This window comes from Streptomyces cyaneus, assembly GCF_004028635.1.
In the GTDB taxonomy this organism is placed as follows: domain Bacteria; phylum Actinomycetota; class Actinomycetes; order Streptomycetales; family Streptomycetaceae; genus Streptomyces; species Streptomyces cyaneus.
The window spans coordinates 322,626-345,218 of record NZ_RQJW01000004.1 but is presented as its reverse complement, the minus strand read 5'-3'; the positions used below and the strand labels follow the sequence as shown (position 1 = coordinate 345,218).

The following is a 22,593-nucleotide window of genomic DNA, read 5'->3' as shown; positions in this document are numbered from 1 at the left end:
ATCTCGGTCCACGACGTGTACTTCGGGAAGTGAGCCCGGAGTTCCCCCACACGCGTCGCTGAGTGGGGCGGCTCTCCGTGGCGTCGGGTCGGACTACTCCGCGTCGAAGGGGCGGTTCTTCACCCCGGCTGCACTGCCGGCACCCCCTGAGGCGGGCGCCGGCAGCCGGCCGAATCAACTGGTCCGCTGGTCAGCTGGTCAGTGATCAGCTGGTCAGGCGGAAGGTGGCGTCGCTGCGCCCCGTCGCGGTGGTGATCGTTTCGAGCTTCAGCTGGAAGGCGTAGTGGCGGATGTAGCGGTCGGGGTGGTTGTACGACTGGAACGAGGACCAGGAGGAGTCGGCGAGCCCGGCGACCTGGCGGAAGGTGGCGTCCTCGGCGAAGGCGGTGGTGCCGTCGTTGTAGACCAGCTGGAAGTCGGCGCCGTCGTGCCGCAGGTAGTAGCCGGGGAAGTTCACCGACTCGAAGGAGACGGTGCCGGTACCGGCCAGACCGGGCCGCGGCCGGAACTGGGCGTCCGCGTTGGTGACGTTCTGGTCGATGCGCACGTCGAAGTTGGCGTGTCGCACGTAGCGGTCCTGGAAGTTGAAGGACTGCAGCCGCTTGCCCGGGACGTTGGCCCAGCGCGCCTGGATCCGGGCGTCCTCGGCGGCCGTCAGGTTCAGGATCGAGCCGTGGCGCTTCTTGGTGCCGCCCAGGGAGTAGCTGCCCGACGCCGGGAGCTTGAAGGTGCCGGGGGCGGACGGGTTGGTCGTCAGGACCGGCATGTAGCCCTTTCCGGCCGCGTACTGGTCGAGGTACAGGGTCCACTCGTTGCGGTCCCTGAACTTCATCCACATCGGGCCCTCGACCTGGGAGCCGGTGAGGCCGATGCCGGAGAGGTTGCCGAGGTTGGTCCAGGTGCCGAGGATCGAGTTGCTGCCCTCGATCGTGATCTGGCCGTCACCGGAGGCCCGCACATAGCGGAAGTTGCCGACACCGGACGGCACTTCGACGATCTGGGTGTCGATGATCTCCTGGGTGCCGGGACGGTCGATGTAGACCTGCGGAGCGGTGATGGTGCGGAAGTCGGTCGTACGGGCGAAGTAAATGCGGTGCTTCTGTACGCCGTTGAGGCTCCCGTTCGTGGCCCAGTACAGGACGTAGCTGTTGGTCGCCGAGTCCCAGATCGCCTCCGGCGCCCACGCGTTGCGCCCCTCGGGGATCGCGCCGGCCACGTTCAGCAGCCAGGGCTTGGACCAGGTGACCAGGTCCGTCGACTCCCACACCACGAAGCTGCGGCTGCCGTTGTTGATGGCGTCGCTCCAGGACTGGCCGCAGCCGATGCACAGGTCGGTCGCGATGATCCAGTACTTGCTGCCGTCGGGTGAGCGCACCAGTGCGGGGTCGCGCACCCCGCGCGTGCCCACCGTGGAGCGCAGGGTCATTCCCCCGCCGTTGAGATCGGTCCAGTTCAGACCGTCCGCGCTGTACGAGAAGTACATCTGCTGGCCGGTCGCCCCCTCCCCGATGAAGTGCGTCATCAGATAGCCGGGGTCGGCTGCGGCCGCCCGCTGAGGTGTGGTCAGGACCTGGGAGGTGAAGAGCAGACAGGCGGCGATCACCGTCGCCGCCAGCCGGGCGAGGAGCCTGGCCATGTGTGTCTCCTGTCTTTCTGCGGGTGCCACGATCGGGTGAAAGTGGAGTCGAGGGAGGAGCGCGGAGCCCGGTCTCCGTGCCCGTGGTGGGACGGGACTTGCAGCCTGCTCCGTGCGACGCGGAACGTCGCGATCTGCCGGTCAATGGCTAAGGAGCCGCGGTTTCCGCCTGAGCGTGGCAGCGGCCGGAGACTCCGCAGTGGCGGGCCGGGCGACGAAGGCGGCGAAAGCGGCGAAGAGGGCCGGCAGAGCTGTCCCAGGAGTGAGCCGGTCGCGGGTGCGGAACACGGGCTGTCTCCTTTGACGGCCATGGTTCGAGAAATCGAACACTGTTCGCAAGTTCGACCAGAAGATAGGATTCCGTCGAGAGCACGTCAATGGGCCGGACCAGTTTGATCCCAAATCCCTTCGACGCACGAAGCACCACAGCCCCGGACAGGGAGGGCCGGCCCGGCCGGCAACCGGCGATGCGACCCACAGGCACACGCAAGCCACCTCGGCGATTTGTCACGTCGGTCCTGGATCAAGACCCGCGAGTGGTACCGCGGTACCAGTGGGCCACCGAAGATTCCCCCGCAGTCCCAAAGTCCTGACCTGCGGGGCTCGTAGCTTCGAAAGCAGACACCACGTCGCAACCCGCGGACGGGTTCGAGGTTCGAGGCAGGAAGGCCCACTCCCATGATCGAAGCGCGTGAGCTGACGAAGCGGTACGGCGACAAGACGGTCGTCGACAACCTGAGCTTCACCGTCAAGCCCGGTGAGGTGACCGGCTTCCTCGGCCCCAACGGCGCGGGCAAGTCCACGACGATGCGCATGATCGTCGGCCTGGACTCCCCCACCAGGGGCTCGGTCACTGTCGGCGGCCGGTCCTACGCCCAGCACGCCGCGCCGTTGCACGAGATCGGCACCCTGCTGGAGGCCAAGTCCGTCCACCCCGGCCGCAGTGCGTTCAACCACCTGATGGCACTCGCGTACACCCATGGCATTCCGCGGCGCCGGGTCGATGAGGTCATCGAGTTGGCCGGGCTGAGCAGCGTGGCGGGCAAGCGGGTCGGCGCTTTCTCCCTCGGCATGGGCCAGCGGCTCGGCATCGCCTCGGCCCTCCTCGGCGACCCGGCGATCGTCATGCTCGACGAACCGGTCAACGGCCTCGACCCCGAGGGCGTGTTGTGGGTACGCAACCTGCTGCGCTCGCTGGCCGACGAAGGCCGGGCCGTGATGCTCTCCTCGCACCTGATGAGCGAGACCGCGCTGATCGCCGACCACCTGGTGATCATCGGGCGTGGCCGGCTGCTGGCGGACACCACGGTCGACGACTTCACCCGGGAGGCCGGTGGCGGGGGCGTGAAGGTCGCCACCGCCGAGGCCATGAGGCTGCGTTCGCTGCTGGCCGGACCGGACGTCACGATCAGCTCCACCTCCGCCGAGGAACTTCTCGTCTCCGGGCGCGACACCCGCGAGATCGGGGCGATCGCCGCCCAGCACGGTGTGGCGCTGTACGAACTCACCCCGCAGGCCGTCTCGCTGGAGACGGCGTTCATGGAACTCACCCGCGATGTCGTCGAGTACCAGAGCGCTCCCGCCGACACCGAGCGAAAGGCCGCCTGATGACCGTCACCAGCCTCGCCCCCGCCCCCTCCTCCGCCCGCACCACGAAGTACAAGGTGACCGGCCTTCGGGTGCTGCGTTCGGAGTGGGCCAAGTTCTGGTCTCTGCGCTCCAGTTGGATCACCCTCGGCGTCGCCGTGTTCCTGCTGGTCCTCTTCGGGGCGGTGGCGGCCTACACCTACAGTCCCGACGCCGTCGCGACCGGCGGGCCGCCCGGCCCTGGCGGCTCCGGCGGCGACAGCGACGCGGTCAGTCTGGCCCTGACCGGCGTGACCTTCGCGTCCCTGGCCATCGGCGTCCTCGGGGTGCTGGCTTCCGCGGGCGAGTACACCACCGGCATGATCCGCTCCACCCTCACCGCCGTACCTCGACGGCTGCCCGTCCTGTGGTCCAAGGCCGCCGTGATCGGACCCATCGCCCTGGTCCTCACCACCATCGGCGCACTGGCCGCCTTCCAGCTGGGGACACCGGGACTGGACGGCGAGAAGATCTCACTGGCCCTGTCCGACGACGGCGTGCTGCGCAGCCTGGCCGGAGCCGGCGTCTACCTCGCCCTGGTCGCCGTCTTCGGCGTGGCCCTGGGCGCACTGATCCGCTCCTCCGCCGGGGCGATCGCGGCCCTGGTCGGCGTCCTGCTCATCCTTCCCGGCCTGGCCTCGCTGCTGCCGGACTCGTGGTACGACACGCTCAGCCCCTACTTCCCGAGCAACGCGGGGTCGGCCGTCTACGCCCTCCACGAGTCCTCGGACGCTCTCTCGCCCGGAGTGGGTCTCGCGGTCTTCGCCGGCTGGGTGGCGCTGACACTCGCCGGGGCCGCCTTCCGACTCGTCAAGACCGACGCCTGACCAGGGCTTGAGGACAATGGTGTCCATGAGCGCGGAACGCGCGGCAGCCGCCGCGGACACCGCCCAGGGGGCGTCGCCGTCCCCCGGGTTCGACGCCGACTGGGCGCATCCCGTCCTGGGCCGTATGTGGCGCGGCCAGCGGGACCGGCAGCGGCTGGACCGCAGGCATCCGTGGCTGCTCGACACCGCGGTGGTGCTGATCGTCGCCCTCATCAGCCTGCCCGACCTGCTCTCCGACACCAGCCACGGTCCCTTCGGGGAAGCGGTCCGCCGCGATCAGCTGCCGTCCGGCGTCTTGTTCCTCTTCGCCGCGGCACTCATCGTGCCGCTGTGGTGGCGTCGCCGGGCCCCGGCCGTCGCGTTCTTCGTGATCGCTCTCGTGTCCCTCGTGCAGTGGTCGTTCGGCGTGTGGCAGCAGGCCGGGGTGAGCACGCTGATCGCCCTGTACTCGCTGGCTCTGCACGGTTCGTTGCGGGTGCTGGGCTGGGCCGCCGCGGTCACCGTCGTCGAAATGACCGTGGCGGTCTGCGTCCTGGTGGATGTCGGTAATCCGCTGCGTGGCCTCTTCTTCCTGCTGGGGACGGCGACGGCGGCCATGGCCGTCGGTCTGACCCTGCGTATCCGCCGGATGTATCTGGCGGCGCTGGAGGACCGTGCCAGACGCCTGGAGATCGAGCGCGACCAGCGCGTACAACTCACCGCCGCCGCCGAACGCTCCCGGGTGGCGCGCGAGATGCACGACATCGTCGGCCACAATCTTTCCGTCATGGTCAGTGTGGCCGACGGCGCCGCGACCCTCGCCGCCAACAGGAACGAGCAGTCCGCCGAGGCCCTGCGCATCCTCGGCGACACCGGCCGCCAGGCCATGAGTGAACTGCGCCGGGTGCTGGGCGTCCTGCGCGAGGAGCGGGACGACGTGCGCATGCTCAGCCCACAGCCGGGGATCGGCGATCTGGATCCCTTGCTGGCTCGGGTACGTGCAGCGGGTCTGACGGTGACCTACCGGACCGTCGGCGACCTCGACTCATTGGGCAGCGGCGTGCAGCTCACCGTCTATCGCATCGTGCAGGAAGCGCTGACCAACACGCTCAAGCACGCGGGTCCAGGCTCCACGGCCGACGTCACCGTGGCGGTCGATGCCGGCAAGGTGCGGATCGGGGTCGCCGACACCGGAACACCGCCCGGGGTGTCCGTACGAACGCGGCCGGAATCGCCCACCGACTCAGGCAACGCCGGGCACGGCCTGGTCGGCATCCGCCAACGCGCCGCCATGTACGGCGGCGCCGTCGACATCGGACCACGGGGGATCGGACACGGCTGGCATGTGGACGTCGTGCTGGACGTACCCTCCGCCCCCACCCCGCCGGTACCAGGAGACCGCCTGCCATGACCACCGTACTCATCGCCGACGACCAGCCCCTCCAGCGCATGGGCGTGCGCATGCTCCTTGAAGGCACGCCCGGCCTGGAGCCCGTCGGCGAGGCCGAGCACGGCGCCGAGGCCGTCCGCATGGCCGCTGAACTCCGCCCGGACGTCGTCCTCATGGACATCCGCATGCCCGGCATGGACGGCATCGAGGCCACCCGCCGCATCATCGCCACCGGCGGCCGCACCCGGGTGCTCATCGTCACCACCTTCGACCTCGACGAGTACGCCTACGACGGTCTGCGCGCCGGAGCCAGCGGCTTCCTGCTCAAGGACGCCCGCCCCGAGGAACTCGTCGCGGGTATCCGCGCGGTCGCCACCGGCGACGCCGTCGTGGCCCCCCGACTGACCCGCCGACTGCTGGACGCCTACGCCCACCAGGTCCTCGCACCGACCGACGCACCAGCCCCGCAGGACCCCCGGCTCCAAACGCTCAGCGACCGCGAACGCGAGGTGCTGGTCGCCATCGGCCAGGGCTGGACCAACACGGAGATCGCCGAACGGTTCGTCCTCACCGAGTCCACGGTGAAGAAGCACGTCGGAAGGGTCCTCGCCAAGATCGGGGCCCGCGACCGCATCCAGGCAGTGATCATGGCCTACGACGCCGGGCTGGTCAGGGCCAAGTCGTAACCGCGTCCCGCACCAGGTCGGTTCCCAGAAGCTCCGCACAGTGCTCGACGTACGGCGGCGGTCACCCCGCCCCCACCCCCCACCAACCTGCTCTTACAGCCAGCCGTTGCGCTTGAAGTTGCGGTGGAGGAGGACGCAGGCGGTGGCGATGACGCTGAGCACGAGGGGATAGCCGAAGGTCCAGCGGAGTTCGGGCATGTGGTCGAAGTTCATGCCGTAGACACCGCAGACCATGGTGGGTACGGCGATGATCGCGGCCCACGCGGTGATCTTGCGCATGTCCTCGTTCTGGGCGACGGTGACCTGCGCGAGGTGGGCCTGGAGGATGGAGTCGAGCAGGGCGTCGAAGGAGTTGATCTGCTCGGTGACGCGGGTGAGGTGGTCGGCGACGTCCCGGAAGTACGCCTGTATCTCTTTGTCGACGCATGCACGGGGTTCGGTGGCGAGCCGGTCGAGGGGGCGGGCGAGCGGGACCACGGCCCGCTTCAGCTCCAGGAGTTCACGCTTGAGCTGGTAGATGCGGCCGGCGTCGGCGTTCCGGGGGCTGTGCGGGGAGAAGACGTCGGTCTCGACCTGGTCGATGTCGTTCTGGACGGCGTCGGCGACGGTGACGTAGTCGTCGACGACGTGGTCGGCGATGGCGTGCAGGACGGCGGAGGGGCCCTTGGCCAGCAGTTCCGGGTGGGCTTCGAGGTCCTCGCGCAGGGGGCCGAGGGAACCGTGGCGGCCGTGGCGGACGGTGACGACGAAGTCGGGGCCGGTGAAGACCATGATCTCGCCGGTGTTCACCACCTCGCTGGTCGCCGTCAGCTCGGTGTGTTCGACGTAGGTGACGGTCTTGAAGACGGAGAACAGCACCTCGCCGTACTGCTCGATCTTGGGGCGCTGGTGGGCGTGGACGGCGTCCTCGACAGCGAGCGGGTGCAGGCCGAAGAGTTCCGCGACGTCGGCGAACTCCTCCTCGCCCGGTTCGTGCAGGCCCAGCCAGACGAAGCCGCCCCGGTGCTTGCGGGCGTGCCGGACGGCTTCGGCCACGGAGTCCCGTCCGGGTCGGCGGACGCCGTCGTGATAGACGACACAGTTGACCACGGTCGAGCCGAGTGGGGAGCGGGCCGGGTGGCTGAGGTCCACGCGGCGACGGCGGGTGCGCCGCGCCAGGTTCGCGACTTTGCGCAGGCTGCCGACCATCGACATGCGGGATTCTCCTTCACCGGACCGTTGGATCCGCACAGTGTGCCAAACGGCGATAAGGCGGATGTCAGAGCCGGCGCTTCTTGCGGAAGACCAGGTGGCGCCTACGGCTGCCTCGGTCGGAGGGGGGCTGCCGCCCCCTCCGACACGTCGACGCGCTACAGGCCGACGTCCCGGCTGCGGATGTCCTCCAGGGACTCGCGGCGGACCAGGAGACGGGCGATGCCGTCGCGTACGGCGGCCACGGGTGGGCGGCCGACCAGGTTGTAGCCGGAGGCCATGGACAGGTGGTAGGCCCCGGCCACGGGTACGGCGAGGACGTCACCGGGGCGTACGTCCGCCGGGAGCTCGATGTCGGCGGCCAGGATGTCGCCCGCCTCGCAGTGCCGTCCGACCACGGTCACCAGGGCCGGGGCCGCGGAGCTGTGCCTGCCGATCAGACGAGGGACGTACCGGACGCCGTACAGGGCCGGGCGCGGGTTGTCGCTCATGCCGCCGTCCACGGCGACGTAGGTGTGCGAGCCGGTGTGCTTGACGGACAGCACGTGGTAGAGCGCGACGCCCGCCGGGCCCACGATCGCCCGTCCCGGTTCGATGATCAGGCGGGGGACGGGGAGTCCGGACGTGGCGCAGGCGTCGGCGAGTTCGGCACGGACCTTGCGGGCCAGTGACGTCAGGTCCAGGGCGGGCTCACCGGGGCGGTAGGCGATGCCGTGGCCGCCGCCGAGGTCGAGCTCGGGCAGGAGCAGGCCGTGCTGTTCGTGCAGGCGGGCCATCAGGCCCACGACCCGCCGTACGGCCGCCAGATACGGTTTGACGCTGGTGATTTGCGAACCCAAGTGACAGTGCAGTCCGGTGAGTTCGAGCTGCGGCTGGTCGAGTATGCGGGCGATGGCGTGCTGGGCGTAGCCGTCGGTGATGGAGAGGCCGAACTTCTGGTCGTCGGTACCGGTGCGGATCTTCTCGTGGCCGCCGGCGCTGATGCCCGGCACCACCCGGACCATCACCTTCTGGTGGCCGCCGGGTCCGACCGCCGCGGCCAGCCGGGCGATCTCCGAGGGGCTGTCGATGACGATGCGGCCGACGCCCAGGCGCAGGGCGGTGTCCAGGTCGTGAGGGGACTTGGCGTTGCCGTGCAGCGTGATCCGCTCCGGCGGGAAGCCGGTGGTGACGGCGAGTTCCAGTTCACCGGCCGAGCAGACGTCCAGGCCGAGGCCCTCCTCGTCGACCCAGTGGGCCATGGCCCGGCACAGGAACGCCTTGGCCGCGTACAGGACTTCGGCGTCGGGGAAGGCGTCCCGGTAGGTGCGGCAGCGGTCGCGGACCTCGGCCTCGTCGAGGACGTAGACGGGGGTGCCGAAGCGGTCGGCAAGCTCCGCGAGCGATACGCCGCCCACGGCGAGGTCGCCGTGCCGGGGCTCGGTGGTCGAGGCGGGCCACACCGACAGTCCGGCGGACGTGGCGGTGGCGGTGGCCGTGGAGCTGGCGGTGGGTTCGTGAACCGTGGTCATCGTGACTGCCCCTCTCGGACGAGCCGCGGCCCGGGCACGGCAGCGGCGGGCTCGACAGGCGCGGGCGCCGGTGCCGAGAACAGCGGGTCCACCGTGACGGTGGTGATGCCGAGCGGCGCGGTCAGGGCGCTCAGGGCCGGCTCTGCGAGGCGGATCCACGCCTGGCCCGGGCCGAGCGTGGCGGTCAGCCTGCGCTCGGAGGTGAATCCGACGGCCGTACGGTCGCCAAGCGGGGTGCGGAAGAGCCGGGCCGCACATCCGGAGGGGCCCGGCCGGACCGGGACGTAAAGGGGGCCGGCCGGGAACGGATCGGAGGGCTCGGGGTCGTCGTCCTGAAGGAGTTCTGCCATGGAGTGTCTCCTGGAAGGCAGGGAGCGAGTGAGGGGTGAGGCCCCGGACGCGGGGAGGCGGACCGGGGCTCGCCTTCGACGTTATGCCCGCTGTCCCCCACCTCAGGGCGTCCCCTGACGGGACGCTGACGGCGATCCCGGTGACCTTGACGGAGTGCTGACACGGCCGGTGTGAGAGCGCGGGAAGGGCCGTCAGAAGAGCGCCAAGAAGTGCCGTGTGGGGGGTGCGCGGCTCACAGGCCACCGGCCGCGGCCGTCCTGGTCGAGGACTGGGAGCGGCTGGCGCGGGAGAGGCTGCTCAAGGCGTTGGGTGATGTGTGTGCCTCCTGGTGCTCGCCATGATCACGGCCGTCAACCTGCGCGGGATCGTGGAGTCGGCGAAGGCGTTCATCGTGCCTACCGGCGTCTTCGTCACCGTGCTGACGGGCTCGGAACGGAAGAGGCCGACGGGTGCTGCGTCAGGCAACGTTCGCCCTGTCGACGACTGCGCGTAGGCGCCGGTCGTCGGCGTGGCCGTTTCGCCAGATGATGTAGCGGTCCCTGGTCAGGTCCAGTGCGGCGAACAGGTGCCGTACTCCGTCGCAGCGGTTGTTGGTCGCCCGCCGCCTGCGGCGCGGTTCACGGCTTTGGTCCTTGTGCTTGCCGCCGCGTTCGGCCCACTGCCGCCCCGGGTGGGGCATCAGGTTGAGCGGCCCGAACTCGTCCTTGCACAAGACGGCTTCGGGCTCGCCGTCCTCGGCTATGACCTCGCCGTCAGCGATCGCGTAGAGGTGTTCGACGCGGGCCTTCTTGGTTGCGTAGTCAGGGTCGCGGGAGGTCTTCCAGGTCTTCCGGCGTTGAAACGAGGCGCATTCCTCGCGGAGCAGGATGCGCAGGCCCTCGTGGCTGATGTCGTCGACCACCCCCTCGGCAACCAGAAAGTCCGCCGGCTTGGTCAGGCTCCAGGTCGAAAACGGCAGGCCGTGCTCGGTGGGCCTGGACCTCGCGATCTTCTTGATCTCTGGGCGATCGAGCAGCGTGAAGGTCTTCGGCCGGCCGGCCGGCCGCCGGAGTACTTCGGGGGGGAGAGCGAGTCGAAGCCGCCGGCGTTGAAGTTGTGGATCACATCCCGGACTCGATCCGCGCTGGTGAACGTCACCTCGGAGATCTTCGCCACGGGCATGCCCTGCGCGGACAGCAACACCATCTGCGCCCGCCGCCAGATCACCACCGACCCGGTGCCCCTGCGGATGATCCGCAGCAGCCGCCTGCCCTCATCATCATCGATCTCATGAACCCGCACTCGCTCTGCCACCAGCACGGATTGACGGACTCGCGTCGCGGAGTGGAGTCAAAAAGGTGCGCCACGTCACCGCACCACAGGTTTGCTGATGCGGCAGTAGGTCTTGCGCCCGCTCGGAGCCGCAACGCGGCGGCCCCCGTTCAGCCGCTCGACACGCCCACCCGTAGGCGACACCGCGCGCCGCGTCCGATGCGCACGGGTGGCCGGACCGGCAGTATCCGAGCGCAGAGCGGGAAGACCCGCGCCGAGTGAAGGGGGTGGCCATGCCGTCGGTTGCTGTCAACGGGACGGACATCTACTACGACCGGCGTGGCAGCGGCCCGTCGGTGCTGTTCATCGCCGGTGCGGGCGGCGATGCCGGCGCCTTCGACCGGGTCGCGGGCCTGCTCGCCGACGAGTTCACCGTGCTCAGTTACGACCGACGGGGCAACTCGCGCAGTCCGCGGCCCGCCGGGTGGCATACGACCTCGGTGGCCGAGCAGGCGGACGACGCGGCCGCCCTGCTCACCGCGCTCGGGCTCGCTCCCGCTGCCGTGTACGGCAACAGCTATGGGGCCATCTTCGCCCTGGACTTGCTCGTCCGGCACCCCGCCGTCGTCCGTGGCGCTGTACTGCACGAACCCCCACTGCTGTCTGTTGTGAAGAACGCGGGCGAGGTCCAGGCCGCCGTGGGCGCGGTCGTCGAAGCAGGCATGGCCGCCGGAGGTCCTGAGGTGGCCGTCGAGCGCTTCATGCGGTGGGCCGCCGGCGACGTCAACTGGGAGCAGTTGGAGCCGGGGCTGCGCCAGAGGATGCTCGCGAACGGTGAGACGCTCTTCGGCGTCGAGATGGGGAAGTTCGAGCCGTACTGCCCAGACGACGCGGCGCTCGCCGGCATCGCCGCGCCCGCCCGAGCCCTGGTCAGCCAGGACTCCCCGGATTTCTTCCACGAGGTCGGAACCTGGCTCGCCGCCCGCCTCGGGACTGAGTTGCTGCGGACCCCGGGCACGCACACACCGCAGTTCGATCACCCTGAGGAACTCGTCCGCACTATCAAGCCGTTCCTGGCCGCCTGAGCTACCGCGTAACGGTCGGGGACGAGTGATGATCATTGTGGTCGCCCAGCCCTGCTACGGCAGCAACCGAACGGCACGTCACAGGTGGAGAACCGTTGGATGGCCACACGCCGGCTGATGCGCGAACACCGAGTACGGGCGGACCTGTTGGTCTCGGTCCGCTGCATGGACGGCATCTCCCCACGGCTGACTGCTGTGCGGGACCACCGCCTTGCGGCGCATCTCCCGGCGCGTGGACGGCGAAACCGCCCGCGCCGTGTTCAAAGCCTCCGGCCTTGAGTGAGCGCCATAGCGTTCGCCGCCGGACCATTGCAACGGACCGATGGTCGACGTTGCATTAAATTTACGGTCATTGCAATGATTTCCTTGACTTAACCTGCACTAATAACACTTCTACGCAACGAGTCGGTTGTCAGATCGATGAACGCAACGTAGCTTTTCCTGTATCGGAAACAACGAGTCACAGGAGAGCATGATGCAGAAGTTCGACACCCCCGCCCCGATCGCCGCCATCCTCGACATCCCCGCCGGACGCGTCCAGTTCATCGCCGGCGACCGGGCCGACACCACCGTCGAGATACTGCCCGCGGACGCCTCGAAGAGCCGTGACGCGAAGGCGGCGGAGCGGATCGAGGTCTCCTACAGCGACGGCGTCCTGCGGATCGAGGCGCCGGAGCCGAAGAACGAGCTCTTCGGCCCCTCCGGTGCCGTCGAGGTGAACGTCCAGCTGCCCGCCGGTTCCCGCGTCGAAGCCAAGGCTGCGGGCGCCGAGTTCCGGGGCCTCGGACGTCTCGGCGACGTCACCTTCAAGAGCGCGCAGGGACCGGTCAGGCTGGACGAGGCCGCAAGCGTCCGCCTCGCCCTCCAGTCCGGCGACATCGAGGTCGGCCGCCTGGACGGCGACGCAGAGATCAGCACCCAGAAGGGCGCCCTCCGCATCGGCGAGGCCGTACGCGGCACCCTCACCCTGTGCACCGAGTCCGGCGACATCTCCGTCGGCGCCGCCCGCGGAGCCTCCGCCTCACTGGACGCCGACACCTCTTACGGCCGCATCAACAACGCGCTCAAGAACAGCGAAGGCGCCGCCGCCGAGCTCACCATCCACGCGACCACCGGCTACGGCGACATCACCGCCCGCAGCCTCTGAAGCAGCCAGCAAGCCCGGCCCACGACACGAACAGGTGGAACAGATGACGAAGAACAGCACTTCCTCGATCAGCTCGACGGCCGGCTCGCAGTGGACCGGCATGGTTCCGGTCGATGACACAGCCCTGGCCGTCACCGACACCGGCGGCCCCGGCATCCCCGTGGTCTACCTCAACGGCCAGTTCGCCACTCAGGGCTACTGGCGGCGGGTCCTCGCCGAACTGGGCCCGGGCTGGCGACACATCACCTACGACGAGCGGGCCCGCGGCAAGAAATCCAAGCGCTCGGCGGACTACTCCTTCGAGGCGGCCGTCCGGGATGTCGACGCCGTCCTCGCGGCCCGGGGTGTGGACCGGGCACTGGTGGTGGGCTGGTCCTACGGCGCGTACGTCGGAGCGCACTGGGCCGAACGGAACCCGGAGCGAGCCCTGGGCGCGGTCCTGGTCGACGGCGCGACACCGTACGACTGGCTGGACGAGGCCATGGAGCAGCGGATCCGCAAGCTGTTCCGGCGGGTGAGCTGGTTCGCGCCGCTGCTGCGCCTGACAGGCCTGACCCCGCGGATGACCGCCGCACAGATGGCGGAGTGCAACATCGAGCTCGGCAGGATCTCCCGCGAACGCGAGCTGGGCCCCGTGCTGGACGACATCACCGTCCCGGTGCGGTACGTGCTCGCCTCAGGGTCGTCCCTGGGCAGCAAGGGCGACGAGCAGGAACGCATCCGCGCCGGCCTCGATGCGGTCTTCGAGCGCAACCCCAACATCCGGCTCAGCGCGAAGGTCGCCAGCAACCACGACGCGATCCTGAGGAAGGACTTCGCGGCCGTCGCCGAGGCCGTACGCGAGGTCGCATCCCTCGACCGCGCGTACGGCCTCGGGCGCACTCAAGGACACGTCACTATCGATCCACTGTTTCCTGAATTCAGGATTCACTGTACTGTCTTGGTGTGCTGACTGTTGCTTCCGACATCGAGGTACTGGCCCGGTTCGGCCGTGCGCTCGCCGACCCGATCCGCTGTCGCATCCTGCTCGCCCTGCGCGACGCCCCGGCCTACCCTGCCGACCTGGCCGACGCCCTCGGCATCTCGCGGACCCGTCTGTCCAACCACCTGGCGTGCCTGCGTGACTGCGGCCTGGTCGTCACCGTGCCTGACGGTCGCCGCACCCGCTACGAACTGGCCGACGAACGCCTCGGCCACGCGCTGGATGATCTGCGTACCGCCGTGGTGGCCGTGGAGACCGACCGGACGTGCGTCGAGGCCGGCGAGAAGGGGTGCTGCTGACCATGGCTGCCGAGATACCGATATCCCTCGGTCCGTCCACGGCCCGCCGCGACGCGCTCACCCGGCGGATACGGCTGCTGGTCGCGGCCACTATCACCTACAACGTCATCGAAGCGATCGTCGCCCTCACCGCCGGCACCCTCGCCTCCTCCACCGCACTGATCGGCTTCGGCCTGGACTCGGTCATCGAAGTCTCCTCCGCCGCCGCGGTCGCCTGGCAGTTCTCCGCCCGGGAGCATGCCGTGCGCGAGGCCCGGGAGACGACCACCCTGCGGATCATCGCGGTGTCGTTCTTCGCGCTGGCCGCATACGTCGCCGTGGACGCCGTCCGCGCCCTGACCGGCGCCGGCGAGGCCGAACGCTCCATTGCAGGCATCATCCTCGCGGCGCTCTCCCTGGCCGTGATGCCGTTCCTGTCCGCCGCCCAGCGCAGGGCGGGCCGGGAACTCGGCTCCGCCTCCGCGGTCGCCGACTCCAAGCAGACGCTCCTGTGCACCTACCTGTCGGCGGTGCTCCTGGTCGGCCTGGTCCTCAACGCCGTCCTCGGCTGGTCCTGGGCGGATCCGATCGCCGCCCTCGTCATCGCCGCCATCGCCATCAAGGAAGGCCGCGACGCCTGGCAGGGCAAGGGCTGCTGCGCGCCTTCGGCGGCGGCCTCAGGCGCCAGCACCGGGGCGAGCAGCGACGCGTGCGGCTGCCATCCCGGCTGCGCCTGCTGCAGCTGACCGTCCCGAGGTGGTGGACGCCGGACGCCGGTGGCCGACCTGCTGGAAGGGTTCCTCGAACCAGCCCACATGGCGCGCTTCCACTCCCGAGGCTCGCCCGGCTTCCTCTTCGCCGCCGCGTTCGGCTTCACCGGCGAACCCGAGCTGCGGGAGGCGGTCCCCGCGACGGTATCGGCGGAGCGCTGTGGGCGGCGTACGCCGACGGGGTGTCGGGGTACGCCGCCCTGGGACGGGACGGGACGGGACGAGCTGCGGGCCGCGGCCCTCAAGCTGCTGACCGGTCTTTCTCCCGCTACTTCGGGTCGCGGTTGAACAGCGACTTGGACCAGACGTAGCCGAGCACCGCCAGCCCCAGGCACCAGGCCACGGCCAGCCACCCGTTGTGGCCGATCTCGGTGCCGAGCAGCAGCCCACGCAGGGTCTCGATGGCCGGGGTGAACGGCTGGTACTCGGCGATCGGCTGGAACCAGCCCGGCATCGCGTCCACCGGCACGAAGGCGCTGGAGATGAGCGGCAGGACCATCAGCGGCAGCGCGTTGTTGCTGGCCCCTTCGGGATTCGGGCTGACCAGGCCCATCCCGACCGCGATCCAGGTGAGCGCCAGGGAGACGAGCGTCAGCAGCCCGACCGCCAGGATCCACTCCAGAGCGGTGGCATCCGTGGAGCGGAAGCCGATGGCCACGGCGACGGCTCCCACGAGGACCACGCTCATCAGGCACTGCAACACGCTGCCGATGACGTGACCGATGATCACCGACCCTCGGTGGATGGCCATCGTGCGGAAGCGGGCGATGATGCCCTCGGTCATGTCCATGGCCACGGACACGGCCGTCCCGATCGTGGTGCCGCCGATGGTCAGCAGCAGGATGCCCGGGAGGATGTAGGAGAGGTACTCGGAGCGGTCCGCCCCGCCGCCGTCGAGGCCGGCGCCCATCACATCGCCGAAGATGTAGACGAAGAGCAGCAGCAGGACGACCGGCGACAGCAGCAGGTTCAGGGTGAGCGACGGGTAACGGCGCACATGCAGCAGATTGCGGCGCAGCATCGTGGATGAGTCGCGCACGGTGAGGGACAGTGAGCTCATCGGGCCGTCTCCTTCGGCTGGTTCGGCTGGTTCGGCTGGTTGGGGATGTCGGCGCCGCCGGTCAGGGCGAAGAACACGTCGTCGAGGTCGGGGGTGTGCACGGTCAGCTCGTCCGCCTCGATGCCGGCCGAGTCCAGCCAGTCGAGGAGGGAGCGCAGCTCGCGCTGGCTGCCGTCGCTCGGCAGTTGCAGGGCGAGGGATTCGTCGTCGCGGGAGGCTTCGCGCAGGGCGGAGGCGGCGCTCTGGTACGCGGCCGGGTCGGAGAAGCGGAGCCGTACTTGCCCGCCGGGGATCATCCGCTTCAGCTCCTCGGCGCTGCCCTCGGCCGCGATCTTGCCGTCGTTCAACACGGCGATGCGGTCGGCGAGTTCGTCGGCCTCCTCCAGGTACTGCGTGGTGAGGAAGACGGTGACGCCGTCGGAGACCAGCTCGCGGATGATGCCCCACATGTTGTGGCGGCTGCGCGGGTCGAGGCCGGTGGTCGGCTCGTCGAGGAAGATGATCCGCGGGGTGCCGACCAGGGTCATGGCGATGTCGAGGCGGCGCTTCATGCCGCCGGAGTAGGTGGAGGCGGGCTTCTTCGCGGCCTCGGTGAGGTCGAACCGGTCCAGCAGCTCGGCCGTGACCCGCCGGGCCTCGCGCTTCGGCAGGTGGTGCAGGTCCGCCATGAGGAGCATGTTCTCCTCGCCGGTGATCAGCCCGTCGACGGCGGAGAACTGGCCGGTCACGCCGATCGCGGCGCGCACCCCGTCCGGTGACGTGGCGACGTCGTGGCCCGCGACCTGGGCCTGCCCGCCGTCGGCGGTGATGAGGGTGGACAGGATCTTGACGGCGGTGGTCTTGCCGGCTCCGTTCGGGCCGAGCAGCGCGAACACGGACCCGGCCGGGATACGCAGATCGATGCCGTCGAGGACGGTCTTGTCGCCGTACGACTTGCGCAGGCCGACGGCGGAGACGGCGGCGGGCGCCTGCGGACCGCCAGCGCTCCTGGATGTGGACATGACAGATGAAGCCATGGAGCTCTCCCATTCGAGGGCTGAAGTGACTGAGGAGTGGGCGAGTTGGCGGGGCCGATGCTCATGCCCGGGCGCGAAGGACGTCGATGTTGCCCCAGTTGGTCCGTGCGCGGACCTTGACGGTGTCCTCGGTCTGCTCCGGGGCCTCGGAGGCGGCGAGCGTGTTGCGCACCTGCCCGCGGTTGGAGCTGACGTCGAGCCAGGCGGCCGTACCCTCGCGGATGCCGATCTCGATGGACCCGTTGGAGGTTTCCAACTGGACTTCGCCTCGGGCGACTTCGGCGACGCGGAGGTGGCCGTGCGTCGCCGTGCCGGTGACCGACGCCTCGGCGCGCGCGATGTCGATGCCGCCGTGGGCGCCGCTCACCCGCAGCTCGCCGGTCACGGCGCCGACGGTCGTGGCGCCGTGCGAGTTCTTCAGGACGGCGGGGCCGTCGACGGTGCCGACGCGCACATTGCCGGTGCTGCTGGTGATCTCGGCCGCGCCCTCGACCCGGTCCACGGTGACCGAGCCGTGCGACGCGGTCAGCTTCAGCGGGCCGGTGGTGTCGAGGCGGACGTCGCCCGCCGAGCTCTTCACACGGACCTCGCCGAGCCGGCCCTCGCCGAGCACACTGGTCGCGGCGTTGGTCACGTCGATGTGCGAGCCCGTGGGCAGTTCCACCGTCACGTCGACGGTGCCGCCGCGCCCGAGCAGATTGGCCTTGGGTGTGGTGACGGTCAGGACGCCGCCGGCGTAGGCGACCTCGGTCTGGTCGGCCGCCCGTACGTCCAGGTCCTTCTTCGGGGCGCGGGGGCGCACCTCGACGACGGTGTCGAGGCGGTCGCCTGCGATGAACCGGATAGAACCTGCGTACACGTAGGCGGTAACCGAAATCGGTTCGGGAGTGTCGAAAGAAGGCATGGCTGTCCCGTCCTCATGAGTCCTTGGGCCGTCCCCGCTGGTGGGACGTGGTGTGGGTGCAGTGCTGTTCTTTGGGCGGTGCGGGCGCGGGCGCGGCTAGCGCGCCCAGCCCGTGAAGCTCTGTCCGGTACTGGTCCTCTCCGTCGGCCGCGGTCGCGTACCGCCGTCGACCGCGGCCGACACGGCGCGCACCAGCCACGCATTGACCGACAGGCCTTCGCGGCTCGCGGCCTCCTCGGCACGGGCCTTGAGGTGGGCCGGCAGCCGCAGGTTGACGCGGGCGGTGCCGCCCTCGTCGCCGTCGGCGGGCGCCTGCGCCTTGAGCGGTTCGACGGGTGCGGCCGGCTCCGCGGGGGCGCCGCCGTAGGTGGGCGGCAGCGTCACCACGAAGTCAGGGTCGAGCCCGCGCAGCCGTACATCGACCGAGCCTGGGGCGAGTTCACGGGTGATCTCGTCCATCGCGGCGGAGAGCACGTTGAGCATGGTCAGCCGGGTCGCCGACTCCAGGGGAGCGGTGAGCCGCTCGGCCAGCTCGCGGGCTTCGTCGCCGCCGGCTTCGGCGGCCACCGCGAGTTCGCGGTGGAGGGTGTCGACATACGGCGTGAGGTCCATGACGCCATGATGGCACCACCGTGGCGCCACACGCAACCCCGCATGGCACCCCGCGTGGTTCTAGCCGAAGAAAAGCCGCCCTGAGCTGCAGAAACACGAGGAGGACGGCTCGCGTCATTTTGATGCCATGCGCACCCATCAGCTCCCGAGAGCACTAGATGGCACCGGGCGGCACCGAATGGCACCACGTGGCACCATGCGGCCGAAGGCTGAGGTCCTCGGGTCTCGCCCGTCAGGAGGTGGCCGTGGCCGACAGGTCCGGCTGCTCCTGCTGACGTTGCGCTGCCGTCGGCACACTGAGCACCATCGTGAGGCCGCCGCCGGGCGTGTCCTCGGCGCTCAGGGTGCCCCCGATGGCCTCGGCGAAGCCGCGTGCGACCGCCAGGCCGAGGCCGACGCCGGCACCCCGCGGCGCGTCGCCGTACCGCTGGAAGGGTTCGAAGATGCGGTCCTTGGCCTCGTCGGGGACGCCTGGCCCGCGGTCCACCACCCGCACCTCGACGCGTTCCGCGATGGCGCTGGCCGAGACGAGGACCTTCTCCTGCGGCGGGCTGTACTTGACGGCGTTCTCGACGACGTTGGCGACGGCCCGCTCCAGCAGCCCCCGATCCACGTGGACCATGGGCAGCGTCTCGGGAATGTCCAGGTCCACGCTGTCCTCGGGCACCCCGCCGAGCGCCATGGGCACGACCTCGTCGAGGTCGGTCTCGCGGATGATGGGGGTGACGGTGCCGGTCTGCAGGCGGGACATGTCCAGCAGATTGCCGACCAGGTGGTCGAGCCGGTCGGCACCCTCCTCGATGGCCTCGAGCAGCTCCGCCTGGTCCTCCTCTGACCACTCGACGTCGTCGGAGCGCAGCGAGGACACGGCCGCCTTGATTCCGGCCAGCGGGGTGCGCAGGTCGTGGCTGACGGCGGCCAGCAGCGCGGTGCGTATGCGGTTGCCCTCGGCCAGTTCCTTGGCTCGGTCGGCCTCGCGCAGCAGGCGCTGGCGGTCCAGGACGACGGCGGCCTGCGCGGCGAACGCGGCCAGCACCCGGCGGTCGGCGGCGGGCAGCACGCGGCCGCGCAGGGACAGGGCCATGTGGTCGCCGACCGGTACGTCGACGTCCGCGTCCTCAGGGATCCCGGCGGGCCGGGGCCCCACGCTGCCGGCGCAGGTCCAGGGATCCTTCTCGCCGGTCCGCTCCAGCAGGGCCACCGACTCCATGCCGAAGGTCTCGCGGACCCGTTCCAGGAGTGCTTCCAGTGTGGTTTCGCCGCGCAGGACGTTCCCAGCAAGGAAGGACAGGATCTCCGACTCGGCGCGCAGCCTCGCCGCCTGGTGGGTGCGCCGTGCCGCAAGGTCCACCACCGAGGCCACGGACACGGCCACCCCGACGAAGATCGCGATGGCGACGATGTTCTTCGGGTCGGCGATCGTCAGAGTGTGGACGGGCGGGGTGAAGAACCAGTTCAGGACCAGGGAGCCCACCACCGCGGAGGCCAGCGCCGGGAAGAGACCACCCAGCAGGGCCGCCGCCACCGTCAGGGTCAGGAACAGCAGCATGTCGTTGGCGAGGCCGACGTCCGGGAAGGCGCTGGTCAAGAGCCAGCTGAGGAGGGCGGGGCCCAGCACGCCGACGAGCCAGCCCCATATGACCCTGGACCGTCCGAGGCGTGCTCCCCGCGCGACCGGCAGGCCGCGGCCCTTACCCACCTCGTCGTGCGTGATGAGGTGGACGTCGAGGTCGGGACCGGACTCGCGGGCGACCGTGGCGCCGACCCCGGGTCCGAAGACGTACTGCCAGCTCCTGCGGCGGGAAACGCCCAGGACGATCTGGGTGGCGTTCACACCCCGGGAGAAGTCGAGCAGAGCGGCCGGTATGTCCTCGCCGACGACCTGGTGAAAGGTGCCACCGAGGTCCTCGACCAGCGTGCGCTGGACGGCCAGTTCCTTCGGGGAAGCGGCGGTGAGGCCATCGCTGCGGGAGATGTAGACGGCGAGCACCTCGCCGCCCGCGCCCTTCTCGGCGAGCCGCGCGGCCCGCCGTATCAGGGTGCGGCCCTCGGGGCCGCCGGTCAGGCCGACGACGATCCGCTCGCGTGAGCCCCAGATGGTCGAGACCCGGTGCTCGTTGCGGTATTCAGTCAGGTACGCGTCGACCCGGTCGGCCACCCACAGCAGCGCCAGTTCGCGCAGGGCGGTGAGGTTGCCGGGCCGGAAGTAGTTGGAGAGGGCCGCGTCGACCTTGTCCGACTTGTAGATGTTCCCGTGGGCCATACGGCGGCGCAGCGCCTCCGGGGACATGTCGACCAGCTCGATCTGGTCGGCGCGCCGTACGACCTCGTCCGGGACGGTCTCGCGCTGCCGCACCCCGGTGATCGACTCGACCACGTCGCCGAGCGACTCCAGGTGCTGGATGTTGACGGTGGAGATGACGTCGATGCCGGCGGCGAGCAGTTCCTCGACGTCCTGCCAGCGCTTGGTGTTGCGGGAGCCGGGCACGTTGGTGTGGGCGAGCTCGTCGACCAGGGCGACGGCGGGGGCACGCCGCAGAACGGCGTCCACGTCCATCTCGGTGAACGTACTGCCCCGGTACTCGATCTCCCGGCGCGGCACCTGTTCCAGGCCGTGCAGCATCACCTCGGTGCGCGGTCGGTGGTGGTGCTCCACGAAGGCGACGACGCAGTCGGTGCCCCGCTCGATACGGCGGTGTGCCTCCGACAGCATGGCGTAGGTCTTGCCGACGCCGGGTGCCGCGCCGAGGTAGATCCGGAGCTTGCCGCGTGCCATGTCGTCCCTTGGTCAGCCTTCGAAGCGGTAGCCCATGCCGGGCTCGGTGATCAGATAGCGGGGGTGGGAGGGGTCCGTCTCCAGTTTGCGGCGCAGCTGGGCCATGTAGACGCGCAGGTAGTTGGTCTTGTTGCTCTGCGAAACACCCCAGACCTCCTGGAGGAGGTGCTTCTGCGTGATCAGCCGACCCGGGTTGGTCACCAGGATCTCCAGCAGGTGCCACTCGGTCGGCGTGAGCCGCACGTCCCGCCCGCCGCGGACGACCTTCTTGGCGAGCAGGTCGATGCTGAAGTCGTCCGTCTCGACCAGCGTCGTCTCGGGGGCTGCCGTGGTGTCCTCGGTGCGGCGGACGGCGGCCCGCAGGCGGGCCAGCAGTTCGTTCATGCTGAACGGCTTGGTGATGTAGTCGTCGGCGCCGGCGTCGAGCGCGGCGACCTTCTCGTCGGACGCCTGGCGGGCGGACAGGACCAGGATCGGCATGCGGCTCCAGCCCCGCAGGCCCTTGATGATGTCGACGCCGTCCATGTCGGGCAGGCCGAGGTCGAGCAGGACCACGTCGGGCTGACGCGCGGCAGCGAGCCGGAGGGCCGTGGCCCCGTCGGGGGCGGCGTCCACGCCGTAGTGACGTGCCTGCAAGTTGATGACGAGGGCCCGCACGAGCTGCGGGTCGTCCTCCACCACGAGCACCCGGGTCATGGGTGTGTGCCTCTCCAGTCGTACGTCGGGCCGTGCACGCCGGTTGGGAAACCGACGTTATGGCTACGGGAGTCGGCGGGTCCGGGATGTCTCCGGGGCCGCCGACTCCCGTGGGGATCGCGTAACGCCATCAGCTCTTGGCCACGAGTTCCTTGAGCGCGATGTTGAGCTGAAGGACGTTCACCCGGGGCTCGCCCATGAAGCCGAGCGTGCGGCCCTCGGTGTGCTCGTCGACGAGCTTCTGGACCTCGGCGACGGGCAGGCCGTTCTTCTCGGCGATCCGGTGGACCTGGATCTCCGCGTACTCGGGCGAGATGTTCGGGTCGAGGCCGGAACCGGAGGACGTCACCGCGTCGGCGGGAACGTCGGACGGCTTGACCGTGTAGTCGGCGGTTGAGTTGTCCTTCACGACGGCGGCCTGGGCATCCTTCACCCACTGGATGAGCTCTTCGTTGTCGCCGGACCGGTTGGTCGCGCCCGACAGGATGAGCTTGTACTGCGTGTTGACGCTGTTGGTGCCGAGGCCGTTCTGCGGGCGGCCCTGGAACCACTTCAGGTCGGGCTCGGGGGTCTCCTGACCCTCCTTCAGCGGCAGGTTGTAGGACTGCCCGATCAGGGACGAGCCGACGACCTTGCCGTCCGCCTTGATCTCGGAGCCGTTCGCCTTGTCGTTGAACAGCCCCTGCGCGATGCCGGTGATCACCAGCGGGTAGATGACACCGGTCACCAGGGTCAGCACGAGGAGGGCGCGCAGGCCCGCCGCGAGCAACCGGGCGGTGTTCGTAACGGAGTTGTTCATGGGGATCAGCACGCCTTTGA

At 69.8% G+C, this 22,593-nt stretch carries 23 protein-coding genes; 10 read left to right on the top strand and 13 right to left on the bottom strand.

Annotated features, from left to right (window positions below):
• Window positions 1-205: 205 nt before the first annotated feature.
• On the bottom strand, window positions 206-1,636 hold the full coding sequence (locus tag EHO50_RS16900; protein ID WP_128430972.1) for a glycoside hydrolase family 43 protein: 1,431 nt from the start codon (window positions 1,634-1,636) through the stop codon (window positions 206-208).
• A gap of 678 nt (window positions 1,637-2,314) precedes the next feature.
• Here EHO50_RS16900 and EHO50_RS16895 point away from each other — a divergent pair.
• From EHO50_RS16895 to EHO50_RS16880, 4 genes are read left to right on the top strand one after another with little or no spacing between them, the layout of a single operon-like run.
• On the top strand, window positions 2,315-3,244 hold the full coding sequence (locus EHO50_RS16895; RefSeq protein ID WP_128430971.1) for an ABC transporter ATP-binding protein: 930 nt from the start codon (window positions 2,315-2,317) through the stop codon (window positions 3,242-3,244).
• A complete protein-coding gene (locus EHO50_RS16890) occupies window positions 3,244-4,089 on the top strand; it encodes an ABC transporter permease (RefSeq protein WP_128430970.1) in 846 nt (281 codons plus the stop codon). The genes EHO50_RS16895 and EHO50_RS16890 overlap by 1 nt, the downstream gene beginning before the upstream one ends.
• 25 nt (window positions 4,090-4,114) lie before the next feature.
• Window positions 4,115-5,479 (top strand): sensor histidine kinase, encoded by a 1,365-nt coding sequence (locus tag EHO50_RS16885; protein WP_128430969.1) that lies wholly within the window; start codon window positions 4,115-4,117, stop codon window positions 5,477-5,479.
• Window positions 5,476-6,144 carry a response regulator gene (locus tag EHO50_RS16880; protein ID WP_128430968.1) on the top strand — a complete coding sequence of 223 codons (669 nt, stop codon included), beginning with the start codon at window positions 5,476-5,478 and terminating at the stop codon, window positions 6,142-6,144. Before EHO50_RS16885 ends, EHO50_RS16880 begins: the two co-directional genes overlap by 4 nt.
• A gap of 93 nt (window positions 6,145-6,237) precedes the next feature.
• Here the strand turns inward: EHO50_RS16880 and EHO50_RS16875 are convergent, their stop codons facing one another.
• From EHO50_RS16875 to EHO50_RS46045, 5 genes are all read right to left on the bottom strand, one after another.
• Entirely contained in the window at window positions 6,238-7,338 is a 1,101-nt protein-coding gene (locus tag EHO50_RS16875; RefSeq protein ID WP_128430967.1) for a magnesium and cobalt transport protein CorA, read from the bottom strand.
• 155 nt (window positions 7,339-7,493) lie between these two features.
• Complete coding sequence (lysA, locus tag EHO50_RS16870) at window positions 7,494-8,846, bottom strand: diaminopimelate decarboxylase (RefSeq protein ID WP_128430966.1); 1,353 nt, start codon at window positions 8,844-8,846, stop codon at window positions 7,494-7,496.
• Complete coding sequence (locus tag EHO50_RS16865) at window positions 8,843-9,196, bottom strand: SAV_915 family protein (protein WP_128430965.1); 354 nt, start codon at window positions 9,194-9,196, stop codon at window positions 8,843-8,845. The genes lysA and EHO50_RS16865 overlap by 4 nt, the downstream gene beginning before the upstream one ends.
• Window positions 9,197-9,654: 458 nt before the next feature.
• Window positions 9,655-10,098: a hypothetical protein gene (locus tag EHO50_RS46050; RefSeq protein ID WP_246101196.1), complete on the bottom strand. Its 444-nt coding sequence runs from the start codon at window positions 10,096-10,098 to the stop codon at window positions 9,655-9,657.
• Window positions 10,099-10,130: 32 nt separating this feature from the next.
• The gene (locus EHO50_RS46045; protein ID WP_246101222.1) at window positions 10,131-10,358 is read right to left on the bottom strand and encodes a hypothetical protein; all 228 of its coding nucleotides are present in this window, start codon (window positions 10,356-10,358) and stop codon (window positions 10,131-10,133) included.
• 383 nt (window positions 10,359-10,741) lie between these two features.
• Between EHO50_RS46045 and EHO50_RS16850 the strand changes: the two genes are divergently transcribed.
• The 6 genes from EHO50_RS16850 to EHO50_RS16825 all read left to right on the top strand — a co-directional run bounded on the left by EHO50_RS16850 (window position 10,742) and on the right by EHO50_RS16825 (window position 14,998).
• Window positions 10,742-11,533: an alpha/beta fold hydrolase gene (locus EHO50_RS16850; protein ID WP_128430964.1), complete on the top strand. Its 792-nt coding sequence runs from the start codon at window positions 10,742-10,744 to the stop codon at window positions 11,531-11,533.
• A 475-nt stretch (window positions 11,534-12,008) separates the two neighbouring features.
• The gene (locus EHO50_RS16845) at window positions 12,009-12,680 is read left to right on the top strand and encodes a DUF4097 family beta strand repeat-containing protein (protein WP_128431263.1); all 672 of its coding nucleotides are present in this window, start codon (window positions 12,009-12,011) and stop codon (window positions 12,678-12,680) included.
• Window positions 12,681-12,723: 43 nt separating this feature from the next.
• Window positions 12,724-13,632: an alpha/beta fold hydrolase gene (locus tag EHO50_RS16840; protein WP_128430963.1), complete on the top strand. Its 909-nt coding sequence runs from the start codon at window positions 12,724-12,726 to the stop codon at window positions 13,630-13,632.
• On the top strand, window positions 13,626-13,961 hold the full coding sequence (locus tag EHO50_RS16835; protein WP_128430962.1) for an ArsR/SmtB family transcription factor: 336 nt from the start codon (window positions 13,626-13,628) through the stop codon (window positions 13,959-13,961). The genes EHO50_RS16840 and EHO50_RS16835 overlap by 7 nt, the downstream gene beginning before the upstream one ends.
• 2 nt (window positions 13,962-13,963) lie before the next feature.
• A complete protein-coding gene (locus EHO50_RS16830; protein WP_128430961.1) occupies window positions 13,964-14,686 on the top strand; it encodes a cation efflux transmembrane domain-containing protein in 723 nt (240 codons plus the stop codon).
• A gap of 30 nt (window positions 14,687-14,716) precedes the next feature.
• A complete protein-coding gene (locus tag EHO50_RS16825) occupies window positions 14,717-14,998 on the top strand; it encodes a hypothetical protein (RefSeq protein WP_128430960.1) in 282 nt (93 codons plus the stop codon).
• On the opposite strand, the gene EHO50_RS16820 is transcribed toward EHO50_RS16825, so the two are convergent.
• The 7 genes from EHO50_RS16820 to EHO50_RS16790 form a co-directional block, all read right to left on the bottom strand.
• Window positions 14,979-15,770, bottom strand: a complete 792-nt coding sequence (locus tag EHO50_RS16820) for an ABC transporter permease (protein WP_128430959.1) — start codon at window positions 15,768-15,770, stop codon at window positions 14,979-14,981. The two genes, EHO50_RS16825 and EHO50_RS16820, sit on opposite strands and share 20 nt — an antisense overlap.
• Window positions 15,767-16,786, bottom strand: a complete 1,020-nt coding sequence (locus EHO50_RS16815; protein WP_246101195.1) for an ATP-binding cassette domain-containing protein — start codon at window positions 16,784-16,786, stop codon at window positions 15,767-15,769. Before EHO50_RS16815 ends, EHO50_RS16820 begins: the two co-directional genes overlap by 4 nt.
• A gap of 61 nt (window positions 16,787-16,847) precedes the next feature.
• The gene (locus EHO50_RS16810) at window positions 16,848-17,690 is read right to left on the bottom strand and encodes a DUF4097 family beta strand repeat-containing protein (RefSeq protein ID WP_128430958.1); all 843 of its coding nucleotides are present in this window, start codon (window positions 17,688-17,690) and stop codon (window positions 16,848-16,850) included.
• 96 nt (window positions 17,691-17,786) lie between these two features.
• On the bottom strand, window positions 17,787-18,302 hold the full coding sequence (locus tag EHO50_RS16805) for a toxin-antitoxin system HicB family antitoxin (protein WP_128430957.1): 516 nt from the start codon (window positions 18,300-18,302) through the stop codon (window positions 17,787-17,789).
• 232 nt (window positions 18,303-18,534) lie between these two features.
• On the bottom strand, window positions 18,535-21,078 hold the full coding sequence (locus tag EHO50_RS16800) for a sensor histidine kinase (RefSeq protein WP_128430956.1): 2,544 nt from the start codon (window positions 21,076-21,078) through the stop codon (window positions 18,535-18,537).
• Between the two features lie 12 nt (window positions 21,079-21,090).
• Entirely contained in the window at window positions 21,091-21,774 is a 684-nt protein-coding gene (locus tag EHO50_RS16795; RefSeq protein WP_128430955.1) for a response regulator, read from the bottom strand.
• 130 nt (window positions 21,775-21,904) lie between these two features.
• Entirely contained in the window at window positions 21,905-22,573 is a 669-nt protein-coding gene (locus EHO50_RS16790) for a potassium-transporting ATPase subunit C (RefSeq protein WP_181449635.1), read from the bottom strand.
• Window positions 22,574-22,593: the final 20 nt, after the last annotated feature.

Excerpts from the sequence above, each read along its gene's own strand:
- EHO50_RS16830 (WP_128430961.1), top strand. The coding sequence starts at position 13,964 with ATGGCTGCCGAGATACCGATATCCCTCGGTCCGTCCACGGCCCGCCGC.
- EHO50_RS16805 (WP_128430957.1), bottom strand. The coding sequence starts at position 18,302 with ATGGACCTCACGCCGTATGTCGACACCCTCCACCGCGAACTCGCGGTG.
- EHO50_RS16810 (WP_128430958.1), bottom strand. The coding sequence starts at position 17,690 with ATGCCTTCTTTCGACACTCCCGAACCGATTTCGGTTACCGCCTACGTG.
- EHO50_RS16840 (WP_128430963.1), top strand. The coding sequence starts at position 12,724 with ATGACGAAGAACAGCACTTCCTCGATCAGCTCGACGGCCGGCTCGCAG.
- EHO50_RS16895 (WP_128430971.1), top strand. The coding sequence starts at position 2,315 with ATGATCGAAGCGCGTGAGCTGACGAAGCGGTACGGCGACAAGACGGTC.
- EHO50_RS16885 (WP_128430969.1), top strand. The coding sequence starts at position 4,115 with ATGAGCGCGGAACGCGCGGCAGCCGCCGCGGACACCGCCCAGGGGGCG.
- EHO50_RS46045 (WP_246101222.1), bottom strand. The coding sequence starts at position 10,358 with ATGCCCGTGGCGAAGATCTCCGAGGTGACGTTCACCAGCGCGGATCGA.
- EHO50_RS16865 (WP_128430965.1), bottom strand. The coding sequence starts at position 9,196 with ATGGCAGAACTCCTTCAGGACGACGACCCCGAGCCCTCCGATCCGTTC.
- EHO50_RS16795 (WP_128430955.1), bottom strand. The coding sequence starts at position 21,774 with ATGACCCGGGTGCTCGTGGTGGAGGACGACCCGCAGCTCGTGCGGGCC.
- EHO50_RS16880 (WP_128430968.1), top strand. The coding sequence starts at position 5,476 with ATGACCACCGTACTCATCGCCGACGACCAGCCCCTCCAGCGCATGGGC.
- EHO50_RS16845 (WP_128431263.1), top strand. The coding sequence starts at position 12,009 with ATGCAGAAGTTCGACACCCCCGCCCCGATCGCCGCCATCCTCGACATC.
- EHO50_RS16820 (WP_128430959.1), bottom strand. The coding sequence starts at position 15,770 with ATGAGCTCACTGTCCCTCACCGTGCGCGACTCATCCACGATGCTGCGC.
- EHO50_RS16890 (WP_128430970.1), top strand. The coding sequence starts at position 3,244 with ATGACCGTCACCAGCCTCGCCCCCGCCCCCTCCTCCGCCCGCACCACG.
- EHO50_RS16850 (WP_128430964.1), top strand. The coding sequence starts at position 10,742 with ATGCCGTCGGTTGCTGTCAACGGGACGGACATCTACTACGACCGGCGT.
- EHO50_RS16875 (WP_128430967.1), bottom strand. The coding sequence starts at position 7,338 with ATGTCGATGGTCGGCAGCCTGCGCAAAGTCGCGAACCTGGCGCGGCGC.
- EHO50_RS16800 (WP_128430956.1), bottom strand. The coding sequence starts at position 21,078 with ATGGCACGCGGCAAGCTCCGGATCTACCTCGGCGCGGCACCCGGCGTC.
- lysA (WP_128430966.1), bottom strand. The coding sequence starts at position 8,846 with ATGACCACGGTTCACGAACCCACCGCCAGCTCCACGGCCACCGCCACC.
- EHO50_RS16790 (WP_181449635.1), bottom strand. The coding sequence starts at position 22,573 with ATGAACAACTCCGTTACGAACACCGCCCGGTTGCTCGCGGCGGGCCTG.
- EHO50_RS16900 (WP_128430972.1), bottom strand. The coding sequence starts at position 1,636 with ATGGCCAGGCTCCTCGCCCGGCTGGCGGCGACGGTGATCGCCGCCTGT.
- EHO50_RS16815 (WP_246101195.1), bottom strand. The coding sequence starts at position 16,786 with ATGGCTTCATCTGTCATGTCCACATCCAGGAGCGCTGGCGGTCCGCAG.